The sequence below is a fragment of the Corynebacterium hansenii genome (genome assembly GCF_030408795.1).
GTDB classification, from domain to species: Bacteria; Actinomycetota; Actinomycetes; order Mycobacteriales; family Mycobacteriaceae; genus Corynebacterium; species Corynebacterium hansenii.
In genome coordinates, this window is record NZ_CP047211.1 from 2305681 (window position 1) to 2323676 (window position 17996).

Sequence of the window (17996 nt, forward strand, 5' to 3'; positions counted from 1 at the left end):
GGCACGCGACCGGGAATCCATCGACCTTCATGGAGGTCATGGACGACTAACGCCCCGTGAACTCCGGGGCGCGCTTGTTCAGGAAGGCGTCGACGGCCTCCGCATGGTCGCCGGTGACCACCAGTCGCTTCTGCGCGCCGGATTCCCGGTCGGCGATGGCCAGCATCGCCGAGGCATCCCGCACCAGCGCCTTGATCTCGCGGTAGGACCCCGTCGGCCCCGACGCCAGCTTCCGCGCGAGTTCCTCGGCCGCCGCGTCGGCGTCATCCCCGTCGACGACCTCGGTGACCAAACCCAACTCGTGCGCCGTCTCGGCGGGGACCGGCAGGTCGTCGAAAAGCAACTGCAGCGCCTTCGCCTGCCCCACCAGCTGCGGAAGCAAGTAGCTGATGCCGCAGTCCGTGGCCAGGCCGATCGACGGGAACGCGGCCTTGAACGTCGCCGTGCGCGCCGCCACCCGGAAATCGCAGTTGAGGGCGAGCGACCACCCCGCGCCCGCCGCCGCCCCGTTGATCGCCGCGACGACCGGCACCGGAATCGCCGCCAGCGCCGCCACCATCGGGTTGTACTCGACGTCGACCTTGTCCATGGCCGACTCGTCGCCCATCTCGGTCAGGTGCTCCTTCAGATCCTGCCCCGTGCAGAACACCTTCTTGCCGCCCTTGAGCAGCACCGCGCGCACCAGCTGGTCAGCATCGCCCTCGCCCGCCGGCACGGTCGCGGGATCGGCATCGCGGGCCGCCGCCTCGAAGGCCTCGCGGAGCTCGAGGCGCAGCGCGCGGTTGAGGGAATTGTGCCCCTCGGGACGGTCGATGGTGATGGTCAGCAGCCCGCCGTCGCGGTGCATCGAAACGAAATCCATGCCCCCACGCTATCCGCGCGCACGCCGCCGCGGACCGGGTTCGCGCGTTTGCCCGGGGACGGCGAACGGCCCCGCACCGGAATGGTGCGGGGCCGTCGGGGACGAATGCCGGGAGGCTAGACGATCGTCCAGTCCTCGAGGCCCTCGTACAGCGGGAAGTCCTCGGCCAGCTTGGCCACGCGGGCGCGCAGAGCCTGGGTGTCGGCGTTCTTGCCGGCGGCCAGGGCGGTGCCGATGATGTCGGCGACCTCGCCGAACGCCTTCTCGTCGAAGCCGCGGGTGGCCAGCGCCGGGGTGCCGATGCGCAGGCCGGAGGTGACCATCGGCGGGCGCGGGTCGAACGGCACGGCGTTGCGGTTGACGGTGATGCCGACCTCGTGCAGCAGGTCCTCGGCCTCCTGGCCGTTCATCTCGGAGTTGCGCAGGTCCGCCAGCACCAGGTGGACGTCGGTGCCGCCGGTGAGGACGTCGACGCCGGCGTCCTTGCAGTCGGAGGCGGTCAGGCGCTCGGCCAGCAGGCGGGCGCCGGTGAGGGTGCGCTCCTGGCGCTCCTTGAACTGCTCGGTGCCGGCGATCTTCAGGGCCACGGCCTTGGCGGCGACGGCGTGCATCAGCGGCCCGCCCTGCTGGCCCGGGAAGACGGCGGAGTTGAGCTTCTTGGCGTAGTCCTGCTTGGCCAGGATCATGCCCGAGCGGGGGCCGCCGAGGGTCTTGTGCACGGTGGTGGACACGACGTCGGACGCGGCGACCGGCGACGGGTGCAGGCCGGCGGCGACCAGGCCGGCGAAGTGGGCCATGTCGGTCCACAGCTTCGCGCCGACCTCGTCGGCGATGGAGCGGAACGCGTCGAAGTCGAGGTGGCGCGGGTAGGCGGACCAACCGGCGATGATGACGTCCGGCTTCTCCGCCAGCGCCTGCTCGCGGACCTTGTCCATGTCGATGCGCATGGTGTCCGGGTCGACGCCGTACGCGCCGACCTCGTAGAGCTTGCCCGAGAAGTTGAGCTTCATGCCGTGGGTCAGGTGGCCGCCGTGAGCCAGATCAAGGCCCAGGATGCGGTCGCCGGCGTTGATCAGCGCGTGCAGGACGGCGGCGTTGGCCTGGGCGCCGGCGTGCGGCTGGACGTTGGCGAACTCGGCGCCGAAGAGCTCCTTGGCGCGGTCGCGGGCGAGATCCTCGACGACGTCGACGTTCTCGCAGCCGCCGTAGTAGCGGCGGCCCGGGTAGCCCTCGGCGTACTTGTTGGTCAGCACCGAACCCTGCGCCTGCAGGACGGCGCGGGGGACGAAGTTCTCGCTGGCGATCATCTCCAGCGTGTCGCGCTGGCGGGCCAGCTCGCCGGCCATGGCCTCGGCGACTGCCGGGTCGAGTTCGCTGAGGGACTGGTAGCGGACGTCATCGCTGGGGATACCGGTCATGGGTGGCCAACAACCTTTCGAAAGGAAGCTACGGGTTCGAAAGGCCATCGTAGTCCCCCACCCCCGGCGGGGCCGATTCGGTCCCGGACACCTCCCCCGGCATCGGTGTCCGGGGGTACCGCGCGGTGACGGGGCCAACGTATGGCGCGGCGCCCGCCCTAGAACGCGACCCAGCCGATCGCGCCGGCGGCGAGCACGACGGCCCACGCGGGCAACTTGAACTTGGTCAGCGCGGCCAACGCCGCGACGGCGACGACGAAGGTGCCGGGCCCGGAGATGCCGTGCGTCCAGACGGGGTCGTAGAACGCGGCGGCGAGCAGCCCGACGACGGCGGCGTTGATCGCCGCCACCGCACCGCGCGCCTTGGGGTTGGCCGCCTGCTTGGCCCAGACGGGCATGACGGCGATGAGCAGCAGCATCGACGGCAGGAAGATGGCCAGCGTGGCGATCAGCGCCCCGAGCACCCCGCCGGAGGCCATGCCCAGGTAGGAGGCGAAGGTGAACAGCGGACCCGGCACGGCCTGGGCCAGGCCGTACCCGGCCAGGAAGGTGTCGGCGTCGACGGCGCCGGGGACCAGACCGCCCTCCAGCAGCGGCAGCACCACGTGGCCGCCGCCGAAGACGAGCGCACCGGCCCAGTAGTAGGTGCCCCACCACTGCGTCACGGCCAGGGCCATGACGGCGAAGAACGCCACGGCCGCGCCAATCGACGCCCACGCGGGGACGCGGTAGGCGAGGTGCGCCGGTTCGGCGGCGGACTCGTCATTCCCGCCGTCCTTGCCGCCGCCGTCTTCGCCGTCGCCACCTTCTTTTCCTGCCTTGCCGCCGCTCCCCCGGCCCCCGCCGCGGATGAACGCCAGCCCGATCACGCCCGCGACGACGATCGCCCCGACTTGCGCCCACGCGCCCCAACCGCCGGGAGCCAACAGCGTCAGGGCCATCGCGCCGAGCGCCAGCGCGGCGGTCAACCGCGACGTCACCAGGTTCTTCGCCATCCCCCACAGGGCCACCGCCACGACCGCGACCGCCGCCGCCTTCAATCCCGCGATCGGCCCATCCAGATCACCGAAGTACGCCACTCCGACGGCGGCCAGCGCCAAAACGACGGCGGAAGGCGTCGTAAAGCCGATGAAGGCCGCCAACATGCCCGGCAGCCCCGCGCGGCGCCAGCCCAGCGCCATGCCGACCTGCGACGACGCCGGCCCCGGCAGGAACTGGCACAGGGCGACGACGTCGGCGTACTCGGAGTCGGTGAGCCACCGGCGCTTGCCCACGAACTCCTCGCGGAAGTAGCCCAGGTGCGCCACCGGGCCGCCGAAGGACGTCAGGCCCAGCAGCCCGAACGCGGAGAACACCTCGCCGACGGAGCCCCTCTTCCCGCCGGGCTCTCCCCCGGCGGCGCCGGCGGGCGTTTCCCCCGCCGAGACGGCATTTCCCTCAGACGACTGTTCGACCATGACAGAGATGTTATGGCACCCGATACTCCTCCGCAGCACCGGCGCTTGGCATGATGGAGCCATGACCCGCGCGCAGGCACCCGGCCCGTACCTGGAGTTCGACAGGCGCCAATGGCGCGAGCTCCGCGAGTCGATGCCGCAGGTGCTCACCGCCGAGGAAGCCGAACGGCTCTCCGGCATCGGCGAAAACATCGACCTCGACGAGGTCGCGGAGGTCTACCTCCCCCTGTCGCGCCTCATCCACCTGCGCGTGCAGGCGCACCGCGAACTCAACCGCGCCACCGCCACCTTCCTCGGCGAGGAGTACCACGGCGTGCCGTTCATCATCGGCGTCGCGGGATCGGTGGCCGTCGGCAAGTCCACCACCGCCCGTCTGCTGCAGGTGCTGCTGGAACGCTGGGACACCAACCCGCGCGTGGACCTGATCACCACCGACGGTTTCCTGCACCCCTCCGCCGAGCTCAACCGGCGCGGGATCATGAACCGCAAGGGCTTCCCCGAGTCCTACGACCAGCGGGCGCTGATGCGCTTCGTCACATCGGTGAAGGCCGGGGTGCGCGACGTGAAGGCCCCGGTGTACTCGCACACCGCCTACGACCGCGTGCCCGGCGAGTACGAGGTCGTCGACCAGCCGGACATCCTCATCGTCGAGGGCCTCAACGTCCTGCAGACCGGCCCGATGCTGATGGTCAGCGACCTGTTCGACTTCTCCGTCTACGTCGACGCCCGCCGCGAGGACATCGAGCGCTGGTACATCGAGCGCTTCCTGAAGCTGCGCCACACCGCGTTCCGGGCGCCGGGCGCGCACTTCGCCGACTACGCCGGCCTGGACGACGAAGCCGCGGCCATCGAGGCCCGCCGCATCTGGCAGACCGTCAACCTGCCGAACCTCATGGAGAACATCCTGCCCACGCGCGTCCGCGCGTCGCTGGTGCTGCGCAAGTCCAGCGACCACACCATCGACCGGGTGCGCATGCGCAAGCTGTGAGCCCGCTTTACGACGCCGGCGCGTCGAGCCATTCGACCAGCGCGTCGAGTTCGGCGAAGTCCACGCGGTCGGTGTCGACGCCGTAGGAGTCGATCATCTGCCGCTCGTTCGGCGACGGGTTTTTCTTCCCCTTGATCATCCGCGTCATCGTCCACAGCACCGCGCGGTGCTTGCGCGACATCACCGAGAACATCAGCCGCCCCGGCAGGTAGTGGCGGTGGACCCGCTCGGACACGTCGTCGAGGGCCGCGCGGGCGGGATCCTTCTCGCGGACTTCGTCCAGCAGCGTCATGCCGATCACCGCCAGCGCCATCTTGCGGTCCGGGTTCTTCCGCGCGGCCGCCTTCATCAGGTTGGCGCCGCCGAAGGTGCCCGCATAGTTCGGGGTGAACACGATCAGCGGGGCGTCGGGGCGATCGGCGAGCATCGAATCCAGCTCGTCGTCGGCGTACGGGGAGTCGGCCTTGCCCCCTCCGACCAGCATTCCCCCGGTGCGGCGCGCGAATTCCTCGGCATACTCCGTGGTCGACCCGTACCGGGTGTTCGACACGACGACGATGGGCTGGACGTGCGCGGAGTTCGACATGAGCCCAATTGTGCCCCCAATCGCGAGCCTTCGCCCGCGGGGACCCCGCGAAAGGCGGGGCCACGGGCTTACGGCGGCCGAAGCGGGCTCAGCGGCCGAAACGGGGCCGCGGGCTTACGGCGACCGAAGCGGGCTCAGCGGCCGAAGCGGCGGCTGCGCTGCGAAAAGTCCCGCAGGGCGCGGAGGAAGTCGATGCGGCGGAACTCCGGCCAGTAGGTGTCGGTGAACCAGATCTCCGAATAGGCCGACTGCCACAGCAGGAAACCGCTGAGCCGCTGCTCCCCCGAGGTGCGGATGACCAGGTCCGGGTCCGGCTGCCCCGAGGTGTACAGGTGGCGGCCGATGGCCTCCGGCGTGATCCGCTCGACGATGTCGGCGGCCTCGGCCCCCTCGTCCACGGCGTCGCCGATGATCCGCCGCACGGCGTCGACGATCTCCTGCCGGCCGCCGTAGCCGACCGCGATGTTGACCTGGATGCCCGTGTTGCCCGCCGTGAGCTTCTCGTCCCGGCGCAGGCGGTCGGCCATGTCGTCGGGAAGCAGCTCCAGGTGGCCCACCATCCGCAGCCGGATGTCCTGCCCCGCGTCGGCGAGCTCGTCGGCGACGTCGCCGATGATGCCGAACAGCAGCTCCAGCTCGTCGGCCGACCGGCGGAGATTCTCCGTCGACAGCAGGTAGATGGTCACCAGATCGACGTCCTGCTCCGAACACCAGGACACGAATTCCGCGATCTTGCGGGCGCCCACCCGATGCCCGTGGCTGACGTCGGTGAACCCGGCCTCGCGGGCCCACCGGCGATTGCCGTCGGCCATCACGGCCACGTGGTTCGGGCGCGGCAGGCCCACGAGCGAACGGGCCAGCCGGCGCTCGTAGAGCGGGTACGCCAGGCGCGCGAGCACCCGCGGAACTTGGAACGGTTTCACGCGGCCGAGTCTACCGGGCGCGTGCGATCGCCCGACGTCTCGGGTCAGGCCCGCTGCGGGCCGCCGCCCCGGGCTTCGCGGCGCGCGCGGACGGCGTCGGCCAGCTCGTGGAGCAGCACGTCCGTCGTGCCCCAGTCGATGCACGCATCGGTGACGGACTGGCCGTACTTCAGGCCCTCGCGGCCGTTGACCACCTTCTGGTTGCCGCCCTCGATGAACGACTCGATCATGATGCCGTCGATGCCGTCGTCGCCCGACGCGATCTGCCCGGCGATCTCGCGGACGACCTCCGCCTGGCGGACCTCCGACTTGCCGGAGTTGGCGTGGCTGGCGTCGACCATCAGCGACCGCGGCATGCCGGACTTCTCCAGGCGGTTCTTCGCCTCGGCGACGTGCTCGGGGCCGTAATTCGGGCCGCCCGTGCCGCCGCGCAGGATGATGTGGCAGTTGGCGTTGCCGGCGGTCTCCACGACCGCCGCGCCGCCGTCGTCGTTCATGCCGAAGAAGAAGTGCGGGTTGGCCGCCGACACCAGCGAATCGACCGCGACCTGCACGTTGCCGTCGGTGCCGTTCTTGAACCCGATGGGCATGGACAGCCCCGACGCCAGCTGGCGGTGCACCTGAGACTCGGTGGTCCGCGCGCCGATCGCGCCCCACGCCACCGCGTCGGCGATGTACTGCGGGCTGTTGGGCTCGAGGAACTCCGCGCCGACCGGCAGACCGACCTGCAGCACCTCGATCAGCAGCTCGCGCGCCATGCGCAGACCGTCGAGGATGGCGAAGGAGCCGTCCATGTGCGGGTCGTTGATCAGGCCCTTCCACCCGACCGTGGTGCGCGGCTTCTCGAAGTACACGCGCATGACGACGAGCAGGTCGTCCTTCAGTTCGTCCGCCACGGCCTTGAGGCGGCGCGCGTAATCGACCGCGGCCTCGGCGTCGTGGACCGAGCAGGGGCCGACGACGACCAGAAGGCGGTCATCCTCGTTGGCGATGACGTCGGCGATCGCGCGGCGGGCGACCTCCACGTCATTCGCCAGCTCATCGCCGAGCGGGACGTCGGAACGCAACTGCCTCGGGGACGGGAGATCGTGGAACGCGACGACGCGCTGATTCGAAGTCGAAGCCGGGTTTTCCAGGGAAGTCGGGGGCGTCATGGCCAGTGCCTTTCGGGGGTTTCGGTGATTGTCTGCGCCGGTCGCCGCCCTCCGGCAATGGGCCGGATACGACGAAAGGCAGCTACCCGTGGAATACGGGTGCTGCCTTCGGGGCTCCGGCTTGCGCGTGGCGATTTCAGGGATGCATGACTGACGGGGTCAGCTGCCGGAGCCCCTCGTAAAATAAAATCGCCAGTTGCGCATGCCGCGAATCCTAATCCTTGGAACGACGTTCCCGCAATTCGGGCTCCCCCGAGAAGCGGTCCTCGACGATCGCCTCGCCGTCGACGCCGCCCGAACGCCCGTGCTCGGCCATCGCCCGGTCGATCGCCTCGACGTCGAACGGATCCATGCCGTGCTCCTCCGCGAAGGCGCGCCGGCGGCGCAACCGCTTCATGCGGCGGGTCAGATCGAAACCGATCAGCAGAATGGTGACCAGCAGCAGCACGATGACGAGCAGGCCGATCGGCGACGCCTTGCCGAAATCGGCGCCCATCGGGCCGACCGGGTTCTGCGCCAGCAGGGTCACGTCCAAGGCGGCGTCGGCCGCGGCGGCGTTCCAGAGTTCCATTGCCTGGGGCATGTCAGCCATCATTCCTTAATGCTCTGCGGCGGGGTCAGCCGCGGATCCGTCACTCGGTGGAATCGTCCGGTTCGATGCCCGCGAACAGGTCATCCTCCGGCAGGGAAGTGCGCACCCTCGTGCGCGCCAACTCGAATTCTTCCGTCGGCCATACCTTACGCTGCACGTCCGTGGGCACCGCAAAGAAAGGCCCGTTGGGGTCGATCTGCGTGGCGTGGGCCCGCAGCGCATCGTCGCGGGCGTCGAAGAAGTCGGCGCACGGGATCTGCGTGGTCACCCGCTCCATGATGTCGCCGCGCGTCGACACCCAGCGCTTCAGCGGCTCGCCCAACGGGCTCAGCAGATTCCGCTCCACGTAGTAGGCGTCGAGGGCCAGCAGGCGGCGCCGCACGAAACCGTGCGTGTAGTACATCTTCTTGATCTCCCACGGCTCCCCCAGCTCCGGGTACGCGTCGGCCGCCGCCTCCGTCCACGCCCGCACCGACACGATGTGCGTCATGATGTGGTCCGGATGCGGGTAGCCGCCGTTTTCGTCGTAGGTGATCAGGACGTGCGGGCGGAACTCGCGGATCACCCGGATCAGCGGCTTGACCGCCTCCTCGACGTTCTCGCGGGCGAAGCAGCCGTCGGGAAGCACCGGCGTCGGGGAACCCGACGGCAGACCGGAATCGACGAAGCCCAGCCACCGGTGCTGCACCCCGAGCACTCGCGCGGCCTCCGCCATCTCGGCGACGCGCACCTCCGCGATGTTGTCCACGACCTCCGGGCGATCCATCGCCGGGTTGAGGATGCTGCCGCGCTCCCCGCCCGTCAGCGTCACGACCATGACCTCATGGCCCTCCGCGGCATAGCGCGCCATCGTCGCCGCGCCCTTGCTCGACTCGTCATCGGGATGGGCGTGGACCGCCATCAAACGCAGGCTCATGCGGTGTCCTTCCAGTCCGGTACCTGTTCCGACGTCCCGTACAGTCTACGGGGCCGATCCGCCGCCCCCGACGCGGGTCGCGACCAAACGTCCGATACAGTTGGGGGCATGTCGGACACGAAGGCCTCCAACGCCGACCGCGGTCGCGGTCGCGACAACCGAGCCACCGCCGCCAAACGCAGCGCCCGCTACGGCGACACCAACCGCCGCCTGCCGGGCAAGCTGCTCGTCGTGGGCATCGTGGGCATGCTGATCATCGCCATGGTCTACGTCTTCGTCCAGATGAACCGCGTGTCCACGCCCGACGTCACCGCCACGCAGGCCGGCTGGGCGCGGGAAAAGGGCCGCGAGGACGACGTGTTCATCTTCACCCTCGACGTCACCCGCGAAGACCCGTCGCGCGACGCGTACTGCATCATCTACGCCCTCAACTACGACGTCGCCGAAGTCGGCCGCCGCGACGTCTTCGTCCCCGCCGGCGGCCCCAAGACCGTCCGCATCGACGTGCCCATCCAGACCCGCGAGCAGGCCGTCGCCGGAGACGTCTACGGCTGCTCCACCGAAATGCCCGGGTTCCTGGACCGCAAGGCGTCGTAAAGCGGCCCCATCCACCGGGCCCCGGGTGAACGACGCTTCCACGCGCCGCCGCCCGAAATCCGCCGACGCCCCGCCGAACGGCGCGCGGTTAACGCCACATGACCACCCGGTGGTATCCTGACCCCGTTCACGGCCCCGGCTGGGGCCGATTTTTCATATTCCGGGCTGGCCAGCCCAGCTTTTCCGCCGATCGACGACCCGTCGACGGCGATGCAGACCAAGGAGGCACCATGACCGACTCCAACAACCCGTGGCTCACGCAGGAGTCCTACGACAAGCTGAAGTCCGAGCTTGACGCCCTGTACGAGAACCGCCCCATCATCGCCGCCGAGATCAACGAACGCCGCGAAGAGGGCGACCTGAAGGAGAACGCCGGTTACGACGCCGCCCGCGAGCAGCAGGGCCAGGAGGAGGCGCGCATCCGCTACCTCGAGGACCTGCTGCAGCGCGCCACCGTCGGCGAGACCCCGCAGGAATCGGGCGTTGCGCTGGTCGGCACCGTCGTGCACGTCTACTACGACGGCGACGAGGACGACAAGGAGACCTTCCTCATCGGCACCCGCGGCGCGGATTCGTCCAACCCGAACCTGGAGACCTACTCCACCGATTCGCCGCTCGGCCGCGCCCTGGTCGGCGCGAAGGAGGGCGAGACCCGCACCTACAAGTCCCCCACCGGCGACGAGGTCGAGGTCACCCTGATCAAGGCCGAGCCGTACGACCCGGAGTTCCAGGACTAAGTTCCGGTTCGGTCGGCTGTTCCGGCCCCACACCTCCAGATGCGCCAGTTCCAGGCAGGTGCGCCCGTTGCAACGGGTGTATCTGCCTGGAACTGGCGCATCTGCGCATCAGCGCGGCCAGTCCGGCCACGCAGGTCGGCAGCGAGGCCAATATCGCGGTGTTGCGCGGTCGGCTGAGGTCGGCATTGAGCTGCGGTCGCCCGTGGCGAGGTCGGCCGTGGTCGCGGTGTTGCGAGGTCGGCCGTGGTCGGCATTGAGCTGCGGTCGGCATCGATACGAGCGGCGGAGGTTCATTCCTCCGCCGCTTCTGCTTTGCGACGCCCACCTCCCCCGCGTTCGCCGCCCCCGAAATGGAACAGCGCCGCGGCAATTCGTGGCGCAACTACGCCCCGGCATCCGACTGCAGCTGCTCGACGACGCATATCGGGGCCAACCCCACCCGCAATGGCCGCCCACGTCGAGCACCACCTCCGCCACGGCCCAGATGCGCCAGTTCCGTGCAGATGCGCCTGTTGCAATGGGCGCATCTGCCTGTAACTGGCGCATCTGCGGAGCGGGGTGGGTGCACGCGTAGGAGCAACGGGGCGGGGGCGAGTTAGGGCACGGGAAAGGGCCCCGGCGTGAACCGGGGCCCTTCGACCTCTCGGCGGATCATCTCCGCCGGTGCGCATCTTTCGGCGCCGGACTCGAAAGTCCGGCAGACCGGGCGCTAATCCCTGAAGTAGGACAGCAGACGCAGAATCTCGATGTACAGCCACACCAGGGTGACGGCCAGACCCAGCGCAACGCCCCACGCGTAGGTGGCGGGCGCGCCGGCGCGGACCAGCTTGTCCGCCTGATCGAAGTCGAGGAGGAAACTGAACGCCGCCAGACCGATGCAGACCAGCGAGAAGATGATCGCGATCGGGCCGCCGTCGCGCAGCGGGGACATGCCGGTGAAGAAGGCCAGCAAAAAGTTGCCCACCATCAGGACCACGACGCCGATGAGGGCGGCCATCATGAAGCGCGTGAACTTCGGGGTGACGCGGATGGCACCCGACTTGTAGACCCACAGCATGCCCGCGAACACGCCGATGGTCGCGATGACCGCCTGCGAAATCAGGGCGAAACCGTTGGAGCCCGCGACGTTGAAGCCGGCGAAGAGGAAACTGACGCCGCCGACGAGGAGGCCCTCGAACACCGCGTAGGTCAGGGTGACCGGGGCGGAGCCGAACTTCTTGCCGAAGGTGGAGATCAGCACCATGATCAGGCCGCCGATCGCACCGACGATGGTGAGCATCATGGAGAGGCCGAGGCTGACGAACTGGGCGATGGCGAAGTTCACCGCGGCGAGCGCCACGATGACCGCCAGCGTGATGCCGGTCTTCGACACGACGTCGTCGACCGTCATCGGGCGGGCGTCCTGCATCTGCTGCGGGGCGCCGTACTGCTCCTGGCCATAAGCACCCTGACCGTACGGGTCCTGGCCATAACCGCCCGGACCGTAGCCACCCGGGCCGTACTGCTGCTGCCCGTAGTGGTGGGCTCCGGCCTGGCCGCGGGCGACGGTCTTGGTGAGCGAGCTGAATGCGGGGTTACTGCTTTCGCGCACGTCGTCCTTCCTTCCGGCCTTCTTACGGCCGAGTGTGAATTGTCTTACGAGACGTATAACGGTTGAACCCCCTCGATTGTTCCCGACGCCGGGGCATTTCGCAGCGGGACATTCCGGCCTCATCCCCCACCCCGGAGCGTAGGATCGGAACGACAACGAAAAACGCAGAAACCGACGGCGAGGAGGACGACATGCCCGGCGATTACGACGCCGACACCACCGGCGACTTCGACGAAAACACCCTCGACGGCTCCGAAGGCCTCGACGCGGACCACATGACCGGCGACGGCGAAAACTACGTGATGGACCCGCCGGAACGCTGGCGCGGCGCCGAACCCCACGACACGCTCGACCGCAGGCTCGCCGAAGAGAAGCCCGACGTCGATCCCGACGACGATCCGGACGTCGACCCCGAAATGCGCTACGGCGACGTCGACGGCCACGAGCCCTTCGAATTCGGCGAAAGCGGCAACCGCGACCCCGACCGCAGCCGCCGCCTCGGCCACACGGAGAACTGACGGCTGTGCGCGATACGTCGTAAAGCGAAACGGCCCCGGCGGGGCCGCCGCCGCGTACCATCGCGGCCATGAACGCGACCACGACCGAGACCGAACGCGCCACCGGCGCGCAGGACATCCGCAATCCCCTGACGCCCGACGTCGTCGAACGGCTGCTCAAGCGCGCCTCCGTCGCGGGGTCCGAAACCCGCACCATCTCCTCCCCCTTCACCGGCGAACCGCTGGCGGACATCCCCGTCGGCGACGCCGCCGACGTCGAGCGGGCCTTCGACCGCGCCCGGTTCGCGCAGGCCGCATGGGCGCGCGTGCCCGTCGCCTCGCGCCGCGAGGTCCTGCACCGCTTCCACGACCTTGTGCTAACCCACCAGGACCAGCTGATGGACGTCGTGCAGGCGGAGACCGGCAAGAACCGCGCCTCGGCGTTCGAGGAAGTCCTCCACGTGGCCATCACCGCCCGCTACTACGGCAACCAGGCGGAGGACCTGCTCAAGCCGGCGAAGGCCCACGGCGCGCTGCCGGTGCTCAGCCCGACCACGGTGCACCACCACCCCAAGGGCGTCGTCGGCGTGATCAGCCCGTGGAATTACCCGCTGACGCTGGCGGTCTCCGACGCCGTCGCCGCGGTCATGGCGGGCAACGCGATCGTGCTCAAGCCCGACTCCACCACGCCGTTCTCCGCGCTGATGGCCGTCGACCTGCTCTACCGCGCGGGCCTGCCGGAGGACGTGGTCCAGGTCGTGCCCGGCCCCGGCTCCGTCGTGGGCCAGGCGATCGTGGCCAACGCCGATTACCTCATGTTCACCGGCTCCTCCGAGACCGGCCGCTCGCTGGCCAAGCAGTGCGGCGAGCGCCTGATCGGCTTCTCCGCGGAGCTCGGCGGCAAGAACCCGATGATCGTCGCCGAGGACGCCAACGTCGGCCAGGCCGTGGAGGGCGCCCGCATCGCGTGCTTCACCAACTCCGGCCACCTGTGCGTGTCCATCGAGCGCATCTACGTCGCCGACGCCGTGTGGGACGAGTTCGTGCCGGCCTTCGCCGACCGCACCAAGGCCATGAGCCTGGGCCCCGGCTACGGCTGGGACGTCGAGATGGGGTCGCTGCAGTCGCAGGGCCAGTTCGACATCGTGCAGAAGATGGTCCACGACGCCGTCGAGGCCGGCGCCACGGTGCTGGCCGGCGGCCGCGCCCGCCCGGACCTGGGCCCCCTGTTCTACGAGCCGACCGTGCTCACCGACGTCCCCGAGGGCGTCGAGCTGCTCACCGAGGAGGTCTTCGGCCCGGTGGTCGTGGTGCAGCGCGTCGCCGACGCCGAGGAGGCCATCCGCCGCGCCAACGACTCCCGCTACGGCCTCAACGCCTCGCTGTGGTGCTCGCCGTCGCGCGCGAAGGATCTGGCGCCGAAGATCCACGCCGGTTCCGTCAACGTCAACGACGGCTTCGCGGCCACCTTCGCCTCCGTCGACGCCCCGATGGGCGGCTTCAAGGAGTCCGGCGTCGGCCGCCGCCAGGGCGCCGAGGGCCTGCTGAAGTACACCGACGCCCAGACCGTCACCGTCCAGCGCCTCTCGCCGATTTCGATCCCGGTGCTGGAGCGCGAGACCTACGCGAAGGTATTCACCACCGCCCTGAAGCTGGGCAAGAAGTTCGGCATCCTGCCGTAGGCGGGCGCGGCCCACGCACGAAAGCCCCGGCCCGGTGACATCGCACCGGTCCGGGGCTTTCGCGCGCGGTGCCCCCGGCGAGACTCGAACTCGCAACTCGCGGATTTTAAGTCCGCTGCCTCTGCCAATTGGGCCACGGGGGCTTGACGACGTCCCACGTCCAACGCGGGCCGTCGCAAAGCAGGAAATCGCGGGGAACCCGTCCGACCGTGCCGGAAAGCGGGCGCCCGCGCGGCACCGGGCGGGGCCTAACCCTGCGCGCGGGCCAGGCGCTCGTCGACCAGGCCGGCGACGATGCCGTCCAGGATATCCTTCTCGCTCACGTGGAATTCGAGGGGCACGGCGTCGCGGGTGCCCTTCTCCTTCGCCTCGGCGTTGGCGGCCTCGAACATGTCCATCAGGCCGTCGATGACCACGACGCCGCCGGCGAAGACGTCGGCGCGGCCCGGGTGCATGACGGGGTTCTCCGCCAGCGTCCGGCGGTCGGTGTCGAGCACCGACTGGTTCAGCGACCGCAGCGCGCCGAAACGCAGCGTCGACAGGTGGATCGCCGAGGGGTCGTAGGTCTCCAGGCCCTGCGCCAGCGCCGTCAGCGTGGTGAACGTGCCCGCGCACCCGACGATGGTGCGGGCGCCGGCCAGCGGCACGGACTCCAGCACCCGCTTGGTCTGGTCCGCGACGTAGCGCCGCGCGGCCTCCACCTGGTCCGGCGGCGGCGGGGAATCGACCAGGAACCGCTCCGTCAGGCGGACGCTGCCCATCGGCACCGACAGCGCCCCGTGCACCGTGCCGTCGTAATCGCCGACGATCACCTCCGTCGACCCGCCGCCGACGTCGATGACGCAGAACGGGCCCTCCTCCGGGTGGAAGTCGTCGACCGCCCCGCGGAAGGACAGCGCCGCCTCCTCGTCACCCGAGATGACCTGCGCCTCCACTCCCCAATCGGAGAGGATCTCGCGGGTCATGGCGAAGAACTCGTCGCGATTCGACGCATCGCGCGAGGCGGACGTCGCCACCATGCGCACGGCCTCCACGCCCTCGGCGCGCATCAGGTCGGCGTAATTCGTCAGGGCCCCGCGGACGCGCTCCAGTGCGGCATCCGCCAACCGGCCCGTGGCGTCCACGCCCTCGCCCAGGCGGACGATCTCCATCACGCGGTGCAGCTCGGTCAGTTCCAGCACGCCGTCATCGCCGCGGCGCACGTCGGTGATGAGCATGCGGATCGAGTTCGTGCCGCAGTCCACGGCCCCGAAGCGGGTCATCCGTCGCCCCTCTCGATGCCGAGCTCGGCGCACGTCGGCCAATCCGCCGGGATGGCAGTGCCGCGCAGGCCGGTGCCCTCGGCCGCCAGCGCCACGGCCTCGGTGCCCAGCCGGAAATGCTCCGGGCCCTCCGCCAGCGCATACGCGATGAGCACGTGCAGGCACTTCACCCGATCGGGCATGCCGCCGCCCGAGAAATCCGTGCCCAGATCCTCGATGGCGTTGCGCTCGCGCAGGTAATGCTCGTGGGCGGCGCGGTAATCCGCCGCCAGCTCCTCGTCCTCCAGCAGGCGCGCCGACATGTCGCGCATCACGCCGGCGACCTCCAGGCGCGAGGCCTCGGCGGTCAGGCGCGGATCCGTCAAGTAGTGCAGCGTCGGAAACGGCGTGCCGTCATCCAGGCGCGGCGCGGTCTTCACCACGCCGGGCGCGCCGTCCGGGCACCGGTAGGAGATCTCCAGCACGCCACGCGGGGTGCGGCCCAGCTGTTCGGCCACGGCCTCCAAATCGGCGGGGTCGACGGTCATGGCGGATCCTCCTGTCCCCGCCGCGGACGGCCGGGGTGTGTCACGATTGTTCACGGTCATTTCAAAAATACGGTCACTGCGGCGGTGGCCCGGCGTCGGGTTGCGGCTCCGGCGCGGGCTCGGGCACGGTGGGCAGCCGATCCGGTCGCGTCGCCTCGTCGCGCGCGGGGTTCGCCGGCTTCTCCTTTTGCGGGGGCACCGACACCGAATCCCACAACTGCGCGTACCACGGCTTCGCCGGCGGCGCCTCGGCGCCCACCGGTTCCTCGCCCGGGCCCGCCCCCAGCGCCGGGTCGATGATGCGGAACGGGGTTTCGCCCTCCTCGACCAGCCCGAGCCGGATCCGGGCCTGCTCCTTCACGTACCCCGGGTCGGAGAAACGGTCCTTCTCCGCCTGCAGCTGGCGGGTCCGCTCCTCCATCCGCGCGATGTTCTCCCTGGTCTTCGCCAGTTCGGCGCGCTGTTCGGCGAAGGTCCGCAGCGGCATGGCCAACGTCAGCACCAGGAACACCAGCAGCAGGGCCATGGTCAGCGTCTGGCCCGTCGTCAGCGACGACAGCCCCCCGCCGCCCCGCCGATCCGACGCGGTCGCGGCGCTTCCCCCTCGCCCTCGGCGGCCACGCGCTGTTGTTCCCATGCCCGGAAGCATACCCGGCGGCCCACGCGAAAAGGGGCCGGGTCGATGAACGACCCGGCCCCTTTTCCGACCGGATTCCGCCGTGCCCGCCCCACCGTCACGCGGTTGGGGCGGCGGCCGTCACTCGGCCGGATTCCGCCGTGCCCGCCCCACCGTCACGCGGCGGGGACGGCGGCGGAGCGGCTTACTTCTTGAAGCGCGGGAACGCGGAACGGCCGGCGTAGACCGCGGCGTCGCCGAGCTGCTGCTCGATGCGCAGCAGGCGGTTGTACTTGGCCACGCGCTCGGAGCGGGCCGGGGCACCGGTCTTGATCTGGCCGCAGTTCAGGGCGACGGCCAGGTCGGCGATGGTGGTGTCCTCGGTCTCGCCGGAGCGGTGCGACATCATGGTCTTGTAGCCGTTGTTGTGCGCCATGGCGACGGCCTCGAAGGTCTCGGCCAGGGTGCCGATCTGGTTGACCTTGACCAGCAGGGCGTTGGCGGCGCCCTTCTCGATGCCCTCCGACAGGCGGGCCGGGTTGGTGACGAAGAAGTCGTCGCCGACCAGCTGGACCTTGTCGCCGATCTGCTTGGTCAGCTCGACCCAGCCGTCCCAGTCGTTCTCGTCCAGCGGGTCCTCGATGGACACGATGGCGTACTCCTCGACGAGCTCGGCGTAGACCTTCGCCATCTCCTCGGCGGAGTGCTTGCCGCCCTCGAAGCTGTAGACGCCGTCCTCGTAGAACTCCGACGACGCGACGTCGAGCGCCAGCGCGACATCCTCGCCCAACTTGTAGCCGGCGGCCTCGATGGCCTCGTTGATCAGGTCCAGCGCGGCGCGGGTGGAGTCGACGGACGGGGCGAATCCGCCCTCGTCGCCCAGGCCGGTGGACAGGCCCTTGTCCTTGATGACCTTCTTCAGGGCGTGGTAGACCTCGGCGCCGGTGCGCAGGGCCTCGGAGAAGGACTCCGCGCCGATCGGGGCGATCATGAATTCCTGGACGTCGACGCCGGAGTCGGCGTGGGCGCCGCCGTTGAGGATGTTCATCATCGGAACCGGCAGGACGTGGCCGTTGGGGCCGCCGACGTACTGGTACAGCTCCAGGCCGGCGGACTGCGCGGCGGCGTCGGCGACGGCCATGGACACGCCCAGGATGGCGTTGGCGCCCAGCTTCTTCTTGTTCGGGGTTCCGTCCAGGTCGATCATCAGCTTGTCGATCTTGCGCTGGTCATCGGCGAACTCTCCGATCAGCTCCTCCTGGATGGCGTCCAGGACGTTGTCGACCGCCTGGCGGCAGCCCTTGCCCTGGTAGCGGTCGCCGCCGTCGCGAAGCTCGTAGGCCTCGTGCTCGCCGGTGGAGGCGCCGGACGGCACCATGGCGCGGCCGATCGAGCCGTCTTCCAGCGCGACCTCGACCTCGACGGTCGGGTTGCCGCGGGAGTCCAGGATCTCGAGCGCGTTCAGTCCGATGATGGGGGCAGCCATATGTCACCTTTCCGCCGGAACCGTTCCGGCCACATGACATAGATTGTGGCACGTTTGCGCGGATCGCGCCGCTGCGGGAACCGGCGCCCGGAGCCCCGGAACGGG

At 69.8% G+C, this 17996-nt stretch carries 18 protein-coding genes and 1 tRNA gene; 5 read left to right on the forward strand and 14 right to left on the reverse strand.

The window, feature by feature from the left end:
• Nucleotides 1-46 precede the first annotated feature (46 nt).
• The 3 genes from CHAN_RS10085 to chrA all read right to left on the reverse strand — a co-directional run bounded on the left by CHAN_RS10085 (nucleotide 47) and on the right by chrA (nucleotide 3737).
• Nucleotides 47-862 carry an enoyl-CoA hydratase-related protein gene (locus tag CHAN_RS10085; protein WP_290289416.1) on the reverse strand — a complete coding sequence of 272 codons (816 nt, stop codon included), beginning with the start codon at nucleotides 860-862 and terminating at the stop codon, nucleotides 47-49.
• Between the two features lie 116 nt (nucleotides 863-978).
• On the reverse strand, nucleotides 979-2280 hold the full coding sequence (gene glyA / locus CHAN_RS10090; RefSeq protein WP_048741405.1) for a serine hydroxymethyltransferase: 1302 nt from the start codon (nucleotides 2278-2280) through the stop codon (nucleotides 979-981).
• Between the two features lie 158 nt (nucleotides 2281-2438).
• Nucleotides 2439-3737: a chromate efflux transporter gene (gene chrA, locus CHAN_RS10095; protein ID WP_290289419.1), complete on the reverse strand. Its 1299-nt coding sequence runs from the start codon at nucleotides 3735-3737 to the stop codon at nucleotides 2439-2441.
• 61 nt (nucleotides 3738-3798) lie between these two features.
• On the opposite strand from chrA, the gene coaA reads away from it, so the two are divergent.
• The gene (gene coaA / locus CHAN_RS10100) at nucleotides 3799-4725 is read left to right on the forward strand and encodes a type I pantothenate kinase (RefSeq protein ID WP_048741403.1); all 927 of its coding nucleotides are present in this window, start codon (nucleotides 3799-3801) and stop codon (nucleotides 4723-4725) included.
• 7 nt (nucleotides 4726-4732) lie between these two features.
• Here coaA and CHAN_RS10105 read toward each other — a convergent pair whose 3' ends face one another.
• From CHAN_RS10105 to mca, 5 genes are all read right to left on the reverse strand, one after another.
• Nucleotides 4733-5311: a hypothetical protein gene (locus CHAN_RS10105; RefSeq protein ID WP_048741400.1), complete on the reverse strand. Its 579-nt coding sequence runs from the start codon at nucleotides 5309-5311 to the stop codon at nucleotides 4733-4735.
• Between the two features lie 134 nt (nucleotides 5312-5445).
• Nucleotides 5446-6234, reverse strand: coding sequence for an isoprenyl transferase (locus tag CHAN_RS10110; RefSeq protein ID WP_048741397.1), 789 nt, complete (start codon nucleotides 6232-6234; stop codon nucleotides 5446-5448).
• 44 nt (nucleotides 6235-6278) lie between these two features.
• Nucleotides 6279-7388: a 3-deoxy-7-phosphoheptulonate synthase gene (locus CHAN_RS10115; protein ID WP_290289422.1), complete on the reverse strand. Its 1110-nt coding sequence runs from the start codon at nucleotides 7386-7388 to the stop codon at nucleotides 6279-6281.
• Nucleotides 7389-7602: 214 nt separating this feature from the next.
• Nucleotides 7603-7971 carry a hypothetical protein gene (locus tag CHAN_RS10120; protein ID WP_377748469.1) on the reverse strand — a complete coding sequence of 123 codons (369 nt, stop codon included), beginning with the start codon at nucleotides 7969-7971 and terminating at the stop codon, nucleotides 7603-7605.
• A gap of 49 nt (nucleotides 7972-8020) precedes the next feature.
• Entirely contained in the window at nucleotides 8021-8896 is an 876-nt protein-coding gene (gene mca / locus CHAN_RS10125) for a mycothiol conjugate amidase Mca (RefSeq protein ID WP_290289423.1), read from the reverse strand.
• Nucleotides 8897-9004: 108 nt separating this feature from the next.
• On the opposite strand from mca, the gene CHAN_RS10130 reads away from it, so the two are divergent.
• Nucleotides 9005-9493: a DUF4307 domain-containing protein gene (locus CHAN_RS10130; protein WP_290289425.1), complete on the forward strand. Its 489-nt coding sequence runs from the start codon at nucleotides 9005-9007 to the stop codon at nucleotides 9491-9493.
• A 230-nt stretch (nucleotides 9494-9723) separates the two neighbouring features.
• Nucleotides 9724-10230: a transcription elongation factor GreA gene (greA, locus tag CHAN_RS10135; protein ID WP_048741386.1), complete on the forward strand. Its 507-nt coding sequence runs from the start codon at nucleotides 9724-9726 to the stop codon at nucleotides 10228-10230.
• A 709-nt stretch (nucleotides 10231-10939) separates the two neighbouring features.
• On the opposite strand, the gene CHAN_RS10140 is transcribed toward greA, so the two are convergent.
• Nucleotides 10940-11821, reverse strand: a complete 882-nt coding sequence (locus tag CHAN_RS10140; protein WP_048741383.1) for a Bax inhibitor-1/YccA family protein — start codon at nucleotides 11819-11821, stop codon at nucleotides 10940-10942.
• A 191-nt stretch (nucleotides 11822-12012) separates the two neighbouring features.
• Between CHAN_RS10140 and CHAN_RS10145 the strand changes: the two genes are divergently transcribed.
• Together CHAN_RS10145 and CHAN_RS10150 are read left to right on the forward strand one after the other, a co-directional pair.
• A complete protein-coding gene (locus CHAN_RS10145; RefSeq protein WP_048741380.1) occupies nucleotides 12013-12339 on the forward strand; it encodes a hypothetical protein in 327 nt (108 codons plus the stop codon).
• A gap of 68 nt (nucleotides 12340-12407) precedes the next feature.
• On the forward strand, nucleotides 12408-14000 hold the full coding sequence (locus CHAN_RS10150; RefSeq protein WP_290289431.1) for a succinic semialdehyde dehydrogenase: 1593 nt from the start codon (nucleotides 12408-12410) through the stop codon (nucleotides 13998-14000).
• A 69-nt stretch (nucleotides 14001-14069) separates the two neighbouring features.
• Here CHAN_RS10150 and CHAN_RS10155 read toward each other — a convergent pair.
• The 5 genes from CHAN_RS10155 to eno all read right to left on the reverse strand — a co-directional run bounded on the left by CHAN_RS10155 (nucleotide 14070) and on the right by eno (nucleotide 17891).
• Nucleotides 14070-14143 (reverse strand) — tRNA-Leu (locus CHAN_RS10155).
• 105 nt (nucleotides 14144-14248) lie between these two features.
• Nucleotides 14249-15262, reverse strand: a complete 1014-nt coding sequence (locus tag CHAN_RS10160; protein WP_290289433.1) for a Ppx/GppA phosphatase family protein — start codon at nucleotides 15260-15262, stop codon at nucleotides 14249-14251.
• Nucleotides 15259-15789: a DUF501 domain-containing protein gene (locus CHAN_RS10165; RefSeq protein ID WP_048741374.1), complete on the reverse strand. Its 531-nt coding sequence runs from the start codon at nucleotides 15787-15789 to the stop codon at nucleotides 15259-15261. The genes CHAN_RS10160 and CHAN_RS10165 overlap by 4 nt, the downstream gene beginning before the upstream one ends.
• A 73-nt stretch (nucleotides 15790-15862) precedes the next feature.
• Nucleotides 15863-16426 carry an FtsB family cell division protein gene (locus tag CHAN_RS10170; protein ID WP_290289437.1) on the reverse strand — a complete coding sequence of 188 codons (564 nt, stop codon included), beginning with the start codon at nucleotides 16424-16426 and terminating at the stop codon, nucleotides 15863-15865.
• A gap of 184 nt (nucleotides 16427-16610) precedes the next feature.
• On the reverse strand, nucleotides 16611-17891 hold the full coding sequence (gene eno / locus CHAN_RS10175; RefSeq protein ID WP_048741369.1) for a phosphopyruvate hydratase: 1281 nt from the start codon (nucleotides 17889-17891) through the stop codon (nucleotides 16611-16613).
• Nucleotides 17892-17996 lie beyond the last annotated feature (105 nt).